Source organism: Cribrihabitans marinus (assembly GCF_900109035.1).
Taxonomy (GTDB): domain Bacteria; phylum Pseudomonadota; class Alphaproteobacteria; order Rhodobacterales; family Rhodobacteraceae; genus Cribrihabitans; species Cribrihabitans marinus.
This window is the reverse complement of record NZ_FNYD01000003.1, coordinates 278648-291985: the sequence shown is the minus strand read 5'-3', so window position 1 is coordinate 291985 and position 13338 is coordinate 278648. Positions and strand designations below refer to the sequence as shown.

The 13338-nt window shown below is 67.1% G+C and carries 11 protein-coding genes; 3 read left to right on the top strand and 8 right to left on the bottom strand.

The window, feature by feature from the left end; genetic code table 11:
* Positions 1-15 precede the first annotated feature (15 nt).
* Entirely contained in the window at positions 16-1293 is a 1278-nt protein-coding gene (locus BMX57_RS06400) for an MFS transporter (protein WP_143057886.1), read from the bottom strand.
* Positions 1294-1311: 18 nt separating this feature from the next.
* Positions 1312-2937, bottom strand: a complete 1626-nt coding sequence (locus tag BMX57_RS06395) for a long-chain-fatty-acid--CoA ligase (protein WP_092363837.1) — start codon at positions 2935-2937, stop codon at positions 1312-1314.
* Positions 2938-3100: 163 nt separating this feature from the next.
* On the opposite strand from BMX57_RS06395, the gene BMX57_RS06390 reads away from it, so the two are divergent.
* A complete protein-coding gene (locus BMX57_RS06390; protein ID WP_092363834.1) occupies positions 3101-3577 on the top strand; it encodes an acyl-CoA thioesterase in 477 nt (158 codons plus the stop codon).
* Here BMX57_RS06390 and pgi read toward each other — a convergent pair.
* The 5 genes from pgi to BMX57_RS06365 all read right to left on the bottom strand — a co-directional run bounded on the left by pgi (position 3574) and on the right by BMX57_RS06365 (position 8296).
* Positions 3574-5178: a glucose-6-phosphate isomerase gene (gene pgi / locus BMX57_RS06385; RefSeq protein ID WP_092363831.1), complete on the bottom strand. Its 1605-nt coding sequence runs from the start codon at positions 5176-5178 to the stop codon at positions 3574-3576. The genes BMX57_RS06390 and pgi overlap by 4 nt on opposite strands.
* A gap of 10 nt (positions 5179-5188) precedes the next feature.
* Positions 5189-5860 carry a 6-phosphogluconolactonase gene (gene pgl, locus BMX57_RS06380; protein WP_092363828.1) on the bottom strand — a complete coding sequence of 224 codons (672 nt, stop codon included), beginning with the start codon at positions 5858-5860 and terminating at the stop codon, positions 5189-5191.
* Positions 5857-7311 carry a glucose-6-phosphate dehydrogenase gene (gene zwf, locus BMX57_RS06375; RefSeq protein ID WP_092363825.1) on the bottom strand — a complete coding sequence of 485 codons (1455 nt, stop codon included), beginning with the start codon at positions 7309-7311 and terminating at the stop codon, positions 5857-5859. Before zwf ends, pgl begins: the two co-directional genes overlap by 4 nt.
* Positions 7312-7394: 83 nt before the next feature.
* Complete coding sequence (locus BMX57_RS06370; RefSeq protein ID WP_092363822.1) at positions 7395-7853, bottom strand: hypothetical protein; 459 nt, start codon at positions 7851-7853, stop codon at positions 7395-7397.
* Positions 7854-7867: 14 nt separating this feature from the next.
* Positions 7868-8296, bottom strand: a complete 429-nt coding sequence (locus tag BMX57_RS06365) for a hypothetical protein (RefSeq protein ID WP_092363819.1) — start codon at positions 8294-8296, stop codon at positions 7868-7870.
* A gap of 200 nt (positions 8297-8496) precedes the next feature.
* Between BMX57_RS06365 and BMX57_RS06360 the strand changes: the two genes are divergently transcribed.
* Positions 8497-10122 carry a caspase family protein gene (locus BMX57_RS06360; RefSeq protein ID WP_177175400.1) on the top strand — a complete coding sequence of 542 codons (1626 nt, stop codon included), beginning with the start codon at positions 8497-8499 and terminating at the stop codon, positions 10120-10122.
* A 6-nt stretch (positions 10123-10128) separates the two neighbouring features.
* On the opposite strand, the gene BMX57_RS06355 is transcribed toward BMX57_RS06360, so the two are convergent.
* Positions 10129-10398: an usg protein gene (locus BMX57_RS06355; protein WP_092363813.1), complete on the bottom strand. Its 270-nt coding sequence runs from the start codon at positions 10396-10398 to the stop codon at positions 10129-10131.
* 191 nt (positions 10399-10589) lie between these two features.
* On the opposite strand from BMX57_RS06355, the gene gyrA reads away from it, so the two are divergent.
* A complete protein-coding gene (gyrA, locus tag BMX57_RS06350; RefSeq protein ID WP_092363810.1) occupies positions 10590-13322 on the top strand; it encodes a DNA gyrase subunit A in 2733 nt (910 codons plus the stop codon).
* Positions 13323-13338 lie beyond the last annotated feature (16 nt).

Here is a 13338-nt window from a genome sequence, read left to right as displayed (position 1 = left end):
CCCTCCCCGATCGATCTATCCGTCCGCGTCCCGCTGAACCTCGGACAGGGTCACTGCCGCGACCGCGCCCAGGGCGCTGAGCCCGGCCAGCATGGCAAGCACGAGCGCGGGGCCGATCAGGTCGGCAGCCAGCCCGAACAGGCCGCCCGCCATCAGAAGTACGCCGATCATCGTGTTGGAAACCGCGGTATAGGCCACCTTGCGGTCGCCGGTGTCCATGTCGGTCAGGTGCAGCTTGCGGCCGGCCCGGACACCCTCATAGCCCAACTGCGCGACGAAGATGACCCCGGCGGCGGCGACCGAGCCTATGGGGCCGTCCTGGACCAGGGCCCAGCCCGCCGCCGCAGCCAGCGCCACGGCCGAGATCGACCCGGCCAGGATCAGCACCTTGCGGCTGGACCGGTCCGACAGCCACCCCCAGACAAAGCCCGACAGGATCGCCGCCAGCGAGGCGGCGACCATCATCGTGCCCAGGTTGCCCAGCGTGTCGCCATCGCCCTGTCCGGTCAGCATGACCAGGAAGGTCGGCGCCAGTGCGGTGGAGATGAACAGTGCCCGAACCGCGATATAGTGGCGGAACTCGCGATCCTCGCGCAGCGGGGCGACCATTTCCGACAAGGACAGCCCGGACATCTCGTCCGGCGCCCCGTCCGGGCGCCGTGGCTCGTCCAGCGTGAGAAACAGCATCGAGGCCACCAGCCACAACAGGCCGGCGCCGGCGATGGCAACGGCCAGAACGCCCGGCTCGCGCGGGATCACGCCCAGGCCAAGAAGCGCGGCATAGGCAAAGACCAGCGCCGCCGAGATCGTGGCCGCCGCCCCGGTGAGGCGTCCGCGCAGCCCGGTCTCGACGGTGCGGGCCAGAACGTCCTTGTAGCTGACCGAACAGGCCGAGCGCGCGACCGCCAGGCAGCCGAGCGCCGCCAGCACCGCCCATCCGGCGGCCGCGCCCTCAAGGGTCAGGACCGCGACCGCGATGGCAAAGGCCGCAACGCCCTGGAAGAACGCGCCAAGCGACCAGTAGACCCGGCGCCGGTCGCTGGCCTGGATCCGTCCCGCCAGCGCCACCTGCGGCAGCAGCGCCCCGGCCTCGCGCACCGGCACAAGCGCCCCGATCAGGTAGCCGGGTGCGCCCAGCGCGGTCAGCAGCCAGGTCAGCACCAGCTTGGGCTGGATCAGCCCATCGGCCACCTTGGTCATGCTCAGCGACAGAAGATGCACCGCCGGGTTGCGGCCGCCCTGCCCGCTTGCAACGGCCTCGGCCGCCCGGGCGATATCGCTGTCCGCTGCCATCCGCTCTCGGCGTCCGGCTCAGCCGGCCGGCTGAAGCAGGTCGCGGAACTGCTCGCGCAGCGACCGCTTGAGCACCTTGCCGGTGGCATTGCGCGGCAGGGTGTCGATGAACACCACCCGGTCGGGGATCTGCCAATGCGCGATCCGGTCCTCGAAGAAGGCCAGCAGCTCGGCCTCGGCCGGGGTCTCGCCATCCTCGGGCACGGCCACCAGGACCGGGCGCTCATCCCATTTCCGATGCGGCACGCCGACCACCGCCGCATCGGCCAGCTGCGGATGCCCCACGGCGATATTCTCCAGCTCGACCGAGCTGATCCATTCGCCGCCCGACTTGATGATGTCCTTGGACCGGTCGCGGATCGTCATGTAGCCATCGGGATCCAGCGTCGCCACATCGCCGGTCGGGAACCAGCCGTCGCGCAGCATCTCCTCGTCCTGCCGATGGAAATAGCTGTCGAGCACCCAGAGCCCGCGCACCAGCAGGTCGCCCTGGGTGGCACCGTCGGCGGGCAGCTCGGCGCCGTCATCCCCGACGATCTTCATCTCCACGCCGAAGGGCGGCCTGCCCTGGCTCTCGCGCAGGCGGTGGCGCGCCTCCTCGTCCAGCGCGGCATGCTTGGCCAGCGGCGTGTTGGTTGTGCCCAGCGGGCTCATTTCAGTCATCCCCCAGGCATGGATCGTCTCGACGCCATGCCGGTCGCGGAACTCGGCGATCATCGAGGGCGGACAGGCCGAGCCGCCGATCACCGTGCGCTGCAGGCTGTCCAGCCGCACCTCGGCGCTGCGCGCGTGATGCAAAAGGCCCTGCCAGATCGTCGGCACGCCCATCGCCAGGGTCACCTCGTAGCGCCCGATCAGCCCGGTCAGCGCCGCGCCGCTCAGGTCCGGGCCGGGCAGCACCATCTGCGCGCCCGCCATCGCGCAGGCATAGGGCGAGCCCCAGGCATTGACGTGGAACATCGGCACCACCGGCAGCACCACGTCGCGCGCCGAATAGCCGATCACGTCGCGGGTGTTCGACGCAAAACTGTGCAGAAGCGTCGTGCGGTGCGAATAAAGCACGCCCTTGGGATTGCCGGTCGTGCCCGATGTGTAACACAGGCTCGAGGCGGTGTTCTCGTCGAACTCCGGCCAGTCGAATCCCGGATCGCCGCCCGAGATGAGGTCGTCATAGGATTTCAGCCCAGGGATCTGGGCCGCGGCTTCGGTATCGGCGGGGCCCATCAGGACCACATGCTCGACGGTCTCGAACTGGTCGCGCAGGGCGGCGACCAGCGGCACGAAGGTCGCGTCGATGAACAGCACCCGGTCTTCGGCATGGTTGAGGATATAGACCAGCTGCTCGGGGAAGAGCCGCGGGTTGACGGTGTGCAGGACGAACCCGGCCCCCGAGACGCCGAAATAGAGCTCAAGGTGCCGGCGGTTGTTCCAGGCGATCGTGGCGATGCGCGCCTGTGGCGGCAGGTCCAGCGCGGTCAGAGCCGAGGCCACACGGGCCGAATTGGCCGCCACCCCGCCCCAGGTCGTCTCGGTTGTCGAGCCATCGGTCTCGACCGACCAGAGCCCGGTCTGGCCGTGGTATTGCGCCGCATGGCGGATCAACGACGAGATCAGCAGCGGTTGCGCCATCATCTGACCCAGCATCGGGCGTCTCCCTTCCGGTCCGGCGCGGCCGCCCTGCGATGCGCACCATTTGCGATGTCTCACGGCGCTTTAGCGCCTGCTCCGAAGACCACTCTGGCGATCTTGGGGTGGCTTGACAACAATCCGGTTGCGGCCCGCCCCGGCGCGGCGTAGCAGACCGGCCATGACCCTGCCCTATCACACTCCGCTCACCGACGCCCAGCAACGCCAGCTGGGGCTGGACCACCCGCAGCCTTTTGCCGTGGCCGACCGCGTCCGCTTTGCCGAGCTGGACGCGCTCAACCACGTCAACAACAAGGCCTACCTGGAGTGGTTCGAAACCGTGCGGGTGGCGTATTTCAAGCAGCTCTGCGCGCATCATTACGAGGGTCGCCCGGCCCCGCGCATGGTCATCCGCAACGCCGATATCCACTATGTCCAGGAGATGGTGATGGACGAGGATTACGTCGTCACCGTGCGGGTGACCGGCTATCGCACCACCTCCTTCGTGATGGAGCACCAGCTGTGGTCCGGCGGCAGCCTTCGGGCCAGGATGACGGGCGTGATGGTCACGCTCCTGCCCGACGGGTCCGGGCGCTATCCGCTGCCCGAGGCGCTTGTGGCCGAGTTCCGCGAGCGCGACGGGGCGCAGCCCGCCTAGCCACGGTTGCGCAGCACGTAATCCACCAGCGCCGCGGTCGAGCCGTCCTTGTCCGAGGCATCGCGCTCGCCGTCGACGACCGGACCCAGCGATGTCGCCAGCTCCTTGCCCAGCTCGACGCCCCACTGGTCATAGGAATTGATGCCCAGGATCACCCCCTCGACGAACACCCGGTGTTCATAGAGCGCGATGATCTGGCCCAGCACGAAGGGCGTGAGCTTGGGATAGACCAGCGTTGTCGAGGGGCGGTTGCCCGGAAACACCCGGTGCCGCGCCTGGCGCTCCAGCTCGTCGCCCTGGAACGCACCGCGCAGCTTCTTGCGCGCCTCGTCCAGCGACCGGCCGCGCATCAGCGCCTCGGACTGGGCCAGGCAATTGGCGACCAGAAGGCGGTGGTGATGGGCCAGGTCGGGCTCGTGCCCCTCGGCGGCCAGCATGAATTCGCAGGGCACGGGCGTGGTGCCCTGGTGGATCAGCTGGTAGAAGGCGTGCTGCCCGTTGGTGCCGGGCTCGCCCCAGACCACCGGACCCGATACGATTTCGAGCGTGTGCCCGTCCATCGCCACGCGCTTGCCGTTCGATTCCATCTCGAGCTGCTGGAAATAGGCCGGCAGGCGCAGCAGGCGCTGGTCATAGGGCAGCACCGCGCGGGTGGGATAACCACAGACCTGGTGGTGCCAGATCCCCACAAGCGCCAGCATGACCGGCATGTTCTCGTGCCACTCCGCCGCTTGGAAATGGGTGTCCATCGCCTGCCCGCCGCGCAGGAAGGCGTCGAAGGCCCGCGGCCCGACGGCGATCATCAGCGACAGGCCGATCGGCCCCCACATCGAGTAGCGCCCGCCGACCCAGTCGTCGAAGCCGAACACGTGATCGGCGGGAATGCCGAAGGCGCCTGTCTTGTCCTGCGCGGTCGAGAGGGCGGCGAATTGCCGGGCCGGATCGCCGCCGCCCTCGGACATCCAGGCCCGCGCGGTGCGCGCATTGGTCATCGTCTCGATGGTGGTGAAGGTCTTGGAGGCCACGATCACCAGCGTCCGCGTCGGGTCGAGCCCGCGCAGCGTGTCGGCGATATGCGCCCCGTCAACGTTCGAAACGAAGTGACAGCGCGGCCCGTCATGCCAGGGCGCCAGCGCCAGCACCGCCATCGCCGGCCCCAGGTCCGAGCCGCCGATGCCGATATTGACGACATCCGTGATCGGCCCGCCGGCACCGGCGATCCGTCCCTCGCGCAGCCCGTCGCTGAAGCGGCGCATCCGGTCCAGCGTGTCCAGCACGCCGGGCATGACATCACGCCCCTCGACCGTCACCGGCCCGCCATCGAGATTGCGCAGCGCCGTGTGCAGCACGGCCCGGCCCTCGGTCTCGTTGATCGCCTGCCCCGAGAACATCGCCGCGCGCCGCCCGGCCAGGTCCGAGGCGTCACACAGGGCAACCAGGGCCGCGCGGATCTCGTCGTCGAGCTGCGTCTTGGAACAGTCCAGCCGCATGTCGCCGGTCTGCAAAGTGAACCGGGCGGCGCGGTCGGGATCTTTGGCGAAAAGATCGGTGATGCGGCGGTCGCGCACTGCGTCCCGCAGCCGTGTGAGGGTCTCGAACATGGCGTCTCTCCTATTCCGCCCAGTGCACGGTCAAATCGTCGAGCACGGCGGCAATGGGGGCTTCCTCGGGCGGCAGTCCGCGCGCGCGCTCCAGCGCGTCGCGCTTAGACTGGCCCTGGATCAGCAGGTGTTTCGACATCGCCCCGTCGAGGATCCGGGCGGTCAGGGTGATGCGCGCCTCGGGCTGTGTCTCGGGCCGCGCCACAGCCAGGATCGGCGCACCGTCGCCCAGCGCAGCATCCAGCCCCGGCATACCGGCAAAGAGCGAGGCGGTGTGCATGTCGTCGCCCATTCCCAGCAGCAGCACCGACAGGGGCAGTTCCGGCGACAGCATGGTCTGGATCTCGGGCCGGCATTCCTCGGGGTCGTCCACCGGATAGTAGAGCGGCATGAACCGCGCGTTCGAGGCCCGGTTGACCAGCAGCCGCTCCTTGATGAGCCGCGCGTTCGAGCGCTCGTGATCCTCGGGCACGCAACGTTCGTCGGTGGGCAGCACATGCACCCGGTCCCATTCCAGGTCGGCGGCGCACAGCCCGTCGAAGACCGGCCCCGGCGTGGTTCCCCCCGGCACCGCAAGCGAGGCGGTGTCATGGGTCAGCAGCGTGGCCTCGATCTCTCCGGCCAGCACGTTGGCCACGTCGATGGCCATCATCTCGCGGTCGGCATACTCGATAATCTTCATGGCTTGATTCCCTGCCAGCGGCGACCGTCGCGTTTCATCAGCAGCTCGGCGTCGCCCGGTCCGGTGCTGAAACTCTCATAGGGCTTGGGGACATCGCCGCGCCCCTGCCAGCCGGCGATTACCGGGTCGGTCCAGGCCCAGGCGGCCTCGACCTCGTCATCGCGCATGAACAGGGTCTGGTTGCCCCGGATCACGTCCATGATCAGTCGCTCATAGGCATCCGTGGCCTCGTGGCTGTCGGGCCCCAGCGCCTCGGCAAAGCTCATGTCCAGCGGCACGTCCACCAGCCGCATCCCGCCCGGCCCCGGCTCCTTGATCGTGACCTTGAGGGTGATGCCCTCGTTCGGCTGAAGCCGGATCGACAGCACGTTGGCATGGCGTCCCGCCTCGGCGCCGAAGATCGAATGCGGCGCGTCCTTGAACATCACGTTGATGACCGACGAGCGCGCCACCAGCCGCTTGCCCGTGCGCAGGTAGAATGGCGTGCCCGCCCACCGCCAGTTGCTGACATGCGCACGCAGCGCCACATAGCTCTCGGTGGTCGAGCGCGGATCGCCGGCCTCCTCGCGATAGCCGGGCGCGCCGGTTGCGGCGTCATACTGGCCGCGCACGATATGGTGCGGCAGAACCGGGTCCAGCGCGCGGATCACCTTGAGCTTCTCGTCGCGCACCGCGTCGGGGTCGAACTTGGCCGGCGGTTCCATCGCGATCAGGCAGAGCAGCTGCATCAGGTGATTCTGCATCATGTCGCGCATGGCCCCGGCATGATCGTAATATTCGCCGCGCCCGCCGACGCCCACGGTCTCGGCCACGGTGATCTGGATGTGATCGACATACTGGCTGTTCCACAGCGGCTCGAACAGCATGTTGCCGAAGCGCACGGCCATCAGGTTCTGCACCGTCTCCTTGCCCAGGTAATGGTCGATGCGATAGATCTGCCCCTCTTCGAAATAGGCCGCCAGCGTCGCGTTGAGCGCCCGCGCCGTCGCCAGGTCGCGGCCGAAGGGTTTTTCGACCACGACCCGCGTCTCCGGCCCGGCCAGGTCATGCCGCCGGATCCGCTCGGCCAGCGGGCCGAAGAGGTCGGGGCCGACCGAGAAATAGAACGCCCGCACCCGGTCGGGGCCGAGCCGTGCCGCCAACCCGTCCCAGCCGCGCGTGCCGGCGGCATCGAGCGTCGCGTAATCCACCGCGTCAAGGAACTCGCCAAGCGCAGCCTTGTCCTGCGCCGCCTCGCCCGCATGGTCCCGCAACGCCTCGACCACCACCGCGCGATAGCCGTCCCGGCCCAGGTCGCGCCGCCCGGCCCCGACAATGCGCGCCCCGCGCGGCATCTGTCCGGCGCGGAACCTGCGGAACAGCGCCGGCAGGATCTTGCGCCGCGCCAGGTCGCCCGACCCGCCGAAGATCACCAGGTCGAACGGGTCGACGGGAATGACGCGAAACACCATGACCCGTCCATACTGCAAGCCAGCCAGCATTGTCCAATGTTAGCGCAACCACCGTGCCGGTTTTTGTGCGGCCCGGAGCCGGATCAGTAGGGAAGGTTGTTCAGCCCGCGCTGCAGCTTGCGCGACAGCTTCTCGTATTTCTTTGCCAGCGCTTCGAACTGGGACGCCATCTCGTCATAGGCCGCCACGGCCTGGGTGTGCAGCGCCCGTATCTCCTTTTCGGGATCCTTGCCGCCCTTGCCCGATTTCGCGGCGGCCTGAAGGCGAATGATCTTGTCGGCCAGCCCGGTCCATTTCTTGGCCAGGCGTTCGTCGCGGGCCTTGGTGCCGGCCACGTCCTTGTGCGCGGCGTCCAATTCCTTCTTGTAGGATTTCAGCTTGGCCAGGGACTTCTGATGCTGGCGTTTCCAGCTGTCCGCCGCCTTGCGGTTCTTCTGCACCTTGGAGAGCACCTCGGAGGCCGTCGCCGCCACATCCGGCACCTCGATCGCGTTGTCCAGAAGCTGGGACCGCGCGTTTGGCTTCTTCACGAGATCGGGCATGAGACGTCCTCCTGTCAGGGCAGCTTGACGATCTTGTCGGTGAGTTGGTCATACGGCGTGTCGATCAGTTTCCGCTGGGCGCTGATCGCGTTGTAGTTGTCGATCTCGCCGAACAGCTGCTTCTCCAGGGCGGTGATCGACTTGAACGCCTTTTGCAGGATCTTGGCGTCAGGTTTGCGCAGGAAATCCACTGCCGCCTTGTCGCGGATGGCGATCATGTTCTTCGCATAGGCCGACAGCCGCACGTGGCTGTCTTCCATCGCCTTGAAATAGCCCTGGATTTCGGCCCAGCTCTGGTCGATATGCGCGATGATCTCGTCACAGCGGACGATGCCATCCTCGATCTCGGTCAGAGCGTCGGCATACCGTTTCTTGCGGTCGGCAATTTCCCTGAGAACCTTGCTTTTGCCGGAGCGATAGTCGGGGATATCGGATTTCGGCATTTTCCGCACCTCCTCCGCCTGGAATTGTACGACCCGTGCGGCGCCACGGCAAGAGTTGCCCTCTGAGCCCGCAGCCGGCGGATCCCACCACCTCTGTAAGCAAGTTCACGGACAGCGCCGCGCGAATGCGCTAGAAATCGGGACAAAGGCCGCCCGATCCGCGTCGGACTCGCGCGGCGCGACCGATGAAGGAGAGTTCGATGCGCATGTTTGCCGCCGCCCTGTTCATTCTCACCGCCCTGCCCGCCCTGGCGCAGGAACGGCTTGCGCTGGTCATCGGCAATGACAGCTATGACCACGTGCCCAGGCTGGACAAGGCCGTCGCCGACGCCCGCGCCATCGCCTCGAAGCTGCGCGGCATGGGGTTCGAGACCCTTGAGGGGATCGACGTTGACCGCCGCATGATGAACCGGCGCATCTCGGAATTCACCGCCCGGCTGGAGCCCGGCGACACCGCCTTCGTCTTCTTCGCCGGCCACGGGGTCGAGATCGACGGCGAGAACTACCTGTTGCCCACCGACATCGTGGCCCCCGACTCCGGCGAAAGCGATTTCGTGAAATCCGAATCCATCGCCCTCTCGGCGCTGCTGGACCGGGTGCGCTCCACCGGCGCCCGCACCGCCATCACCATCGTCGACGCCTGCCGCAACAACCCGTTCGAGACGGTCGCCGGGCGCAGCATCGGGCGCACCCGCGGGCTGGGGCGGATCAGCGCGCCGCAGGGCACCTTCGTGATCTTCTCGGCCGGGGCCGGGCAGCTGGCGCTGGACGGGCTGCACGAGGAGGATCCGGCGCAGAACTCGGTCTTCACCCGCGCGCTGCTGCCGCGCCTATCCGAGCCGGGTCTGGAGCTGCGCGCGCTGGTCGCCGACCTGCGGGTCGAGGTGCGCGACCTGGCCCGCACCGTGAGCCACACCCAGGTTCCGGCCTATTACGACGAGTTGCTGGGCGAATTCTACTTCATCCCGGCCGCCGCCAAGGCCCCGGCCACCGCCGCGCCCGCGCAGGCGGCCGAGGTCGATCCGATCCGCGCCGATCTGGAACTGGCCCGCAGCATCGGAACCGTGGACGCCCTGGACGGCTTTCTCGACCGCTACGAGGACCGCGCCGACGAATACAGCTATCAGGTCGCCGTGCAGCTGCGCGAGGGGCTGTCCACCGAGGCCGCCGCCCCGGCCAAGCGCGCCACGCAGGTGGACGAGGTTCCGGCCGAGCCGGCAGCGGTCTCGGTGCCCTATGCCGAAGTCATCGAGGAAGAGCGCCGGCAGCAGGGAACCAAGGCGACGATCCGGGCGACCCAGGCCGCGCTGAACGCCGCCGGATGCTCTGCCGGCGGGGCCGATGGCGTGATCGGGCCACGCACCCGCAGCGCCTTTGCCCGGTTCATCGACGCAAGCGGCGCGAGCCTGAACCCGGACGGCCTAGGCAGCGTCGACGCCCTGCGCGCGATCGAGGCGGCGGGACGGAACGTCTGCAAGCCGGCCCCGCGGCAGGCCCCGCAATCGGCCAGTGCGACCGCACCGGCGGCCGGTGGCCTGACCCTGAGCGGCAGCTGGAAATACCGCGCGAACTGCGTGCTGGTGGTGAAGGTGACGGGCACTGTGACCTTCCGGAAATCCGGGGCCAACGCCTATCACGGGCGGCTGGCGGATTCGTTGGGCCAGCGCGCCAACAGCGATGTCTATCTCAATAGCCGCGAGATCACCGGCACCGACTATTTCCCCGGCGTGACGGTGAAATGGCGCGGCCGCATGGCCGCGGATGGCCAGAGCTATACCGCAACGGGCTCGACAGGTTGTTCGGTCTATGCCTGGCGGGCCGGCTAGGCCCGCCTAGTTGAGGTAGAACTCACCCACCGAGTTCCGCCACTCTCCGGGCGAGATCATCTTGCGGTGCGTGAAGCGGACCGAGTGCAGAGGGCCCTCGATCTCGCGTTGCCAGAACTCGACGAACTCGAACAGTTTCGGGTGGTCCGGGGCAAGGTCGTATTCCTGCCAGATGAATGTATTGAGAACATGAATATGGTCGGGCATGCGGTAATAGAATTCGGCCGTCGTCAGGCCATAGCCCTTGAGCATCAATTCGGTTTCGGATCGCTCCATCTCGACCTCCGGTACAGGCGTTGGTCGGATCATGCTAGCACGGAAAAGGTTAATCACCCTCGAAACAATGCGTTAGCAAGACGTGAAGTGCAGATTTTCCGCAACGGCGCACTCCGCTTGCACCTTATATGCGCGGTCTGATAAGGTACCGCTACAATATATAGACCCTGCACAAGAAACGGGCGGCCAAGTTGAGCGATACACCGGAAACCCCTGAAAACGAGAACAATTCCGGGCCGGAACGACCCATTTATGACGGGCCGTCGGTCTCCATCGAATCCGAGATGCGCACGTCCTATCTCGACTATGCGATGTCGGTCATCGTCAGCCGTGCGATTCCCGATCTGCGGGACGGGTTGAAACCGGTGCATCGGCGCATCCTCTACGCGATGCACGAGACCGGAAACACCCACGACAAATCCTATCGCAAATCGGCCCGCCCGGTCGGCGACGTGATGGGTAAATATCACCCCCACGGCGACAGCGCGATCTATGACGCGCTGGTGCGGATGGCGCAGGATTTCTCGATGTCGCTGCCCCTGCTCGACGGCCAGGGCAATTTCGGCTCGATGGACGGCGATAACCCGGCGGCCATGCGCTATACCGAGGTGCGCATGGACAAGCCGGCGGGCGCGATCCTGGCGGATATCGAAAAGGAAACGGTCGATTTCCAGGACAACTATGACGGCAAGGACCGCGAACCCACGGTCCTGCCCGCGCGGTTTCCCAACATGCTGGTCAACGGCGCCGGCGGCATCGCCGTCGGCATGGCCACCAACATCCCGCCGCACAATCTGGGCGAAATCTGCGACGCCACGCTGGCGCTGATCGAGGATCCGGACCTGACCAGCGAACAGCTGATCCAGTATGTGCCCGGCCCCGACTTTCCCACCGGCGGCGTGATGCTGGGCCGGTCGGGCGCGCGCAAGGCCTATCTGGAGGGCCGCGGCAGCGTCATCATCCGCGCCCGGACCCGGATCGAGGAGCTGCGCAAGGACCGCTATGCCATCATCGTCGACGAGATCCCCTATCAGGTGAACAAGGCCTCGATGATCGAGAAGATCGCCGAGCAGGTCCGCGAGAAGCGGATCGAAGGCGTGGCCCATGTGCAGGACGAATCCGACCGCAACGGCGTGCGGGTGGTGGTCGAGCTGAAACGCGACGCCACCGCCGAGGTGGTGCTGAACCAGCTGTTCCGCTTCACGCCGATGCAGACCTCGTTCGGCTGCAACATGCTGGCGCTCAATGGCGGCCGGCCCGAGCAGCTGACCCTGCGCGGCTTTCTCACCGCCTTCATCGATTTCCGCGAGGATGTGGTCGCGCGGCGCACGGCCTTCGACCTGCGCAAGGCGCGCGAGCGCAGCCACATCCTGTGCGGCCTGGCGGTCGCTGTCTCGAACGTGGACGAGGTGGTTGCCACCATCCGGGCCTCGGCCGATGCCGCGGAAGCGCGGGAAAAGCTGATGACGCGGCGCTGGCCCGCGTCCGAGATCGCCGACTATATCCGGCTGATCGACGACCCGACCCACACGATGAACGAGGACGGCACCTATAACCTGTCCGAAGCGCAGGCCCGCGCCATCCTCGACCTGCGGCTTCAGCGCCTGACCCAGATCGGCGTCAAGGAAGTCACCGACGAGCTGGAATCGCTGGCCGGCAAGATCAAGGAATACCTGGAGATCCTCGGCTCGCGCGAGCGCATCATGGGCATCATCTCCGACGAGTTGAGCGAGGTGCGCGAGCAGTTCGCCGTGCCGCGCCGCACCGAGATCGTCGACTGGTCCGGCGACATGGAGGACGAGGACCTGATCGAGCGCGAGGACATGGTTGTGACCGTGACCTCGGGCGGCTACATCAAGCGCACGCCGCTGGTCGATTTCCGCGCGCAGAAACGCGGCGGCAAGGGCCTGTCGGGCATGGCCACCAAGGAAGAGGACGTGGTCACGACCCTCTTCGTGGCCAACACCCATACGCAGCTTCTGTTCTTCACCACCGACGGGATGGTCTACAAGCTCAAGACCTGGCGTCTGCCGCAAGGCGGGCGCACGTCCAAGGGCAAGGCCATCGTTAACATCCTGCCGATCCCGACCGGCGTGTCGATCGCGGCCATCATGCCCATCGACCGCGACGAGGATCACTGGGACGAATTGCAGGTGGTCTTTGCCACCTCGGCCGGCGACGTGCGCCGCAACCGGCTGTCGGATTTCACCAATGTCCGGCGCAACGGCAAGATCGCGATGAAACTGCCCGAGGATGTCGAACTGGTGAATGCGCGGATCTGCTCCGAGGATGACGACGTGATGCTGGTCACCGACTCGGGCCGCGCCATCCGCTTCCGCAGCACCGATCTGCGGGTCTTCAACTCGCGCGAGTCGACCGGCGTGCGCGGCATCCGCCTGCAGAACGGCGACCGGGTGGTGTCGATGTCGGTGATCCGGCATTTCGAGGCCACCCCGGACGAGCGCGCCGCCTATCTCAAGATGCGCCGCGCGGTTGCGGGTCTGGCCGACGATGCCGAGATGCCCGACGAGGAAGAGGGCGACGCGATGTCGACGATCAGCCAGGAACGCTATGCCGAGATGTCGGCGGCCGAGAACCTGATCCTGACGATCACCGCCAAGGGCACGGGCAAGCTCAGTTCCAGCCACGACTACCCGGTCCGGGGGCGCGGCGGCATGGGCGTCGCGGCCATCGACAAGGCGATGCGCGGCGGAACGCTGGTGGCTTCCTTCCCGGTCGAGACCGACGACCAGATCATGCTGGCCACCTCCAAGGGGCAGTCGATCCGGGTTCCCGTCGAGGGGATCTCGTTCCGGTCGCGCTCGGCCGGCGGCGTCAAGGTGTTCAACACCGGCAAGGGCGAAGAGGTCGTCAGCGTCGCCTGGATTGCCGACCAGGGCGACGAGGAGCCTGACGAGGGCTGACCTTGTCGACCTGACC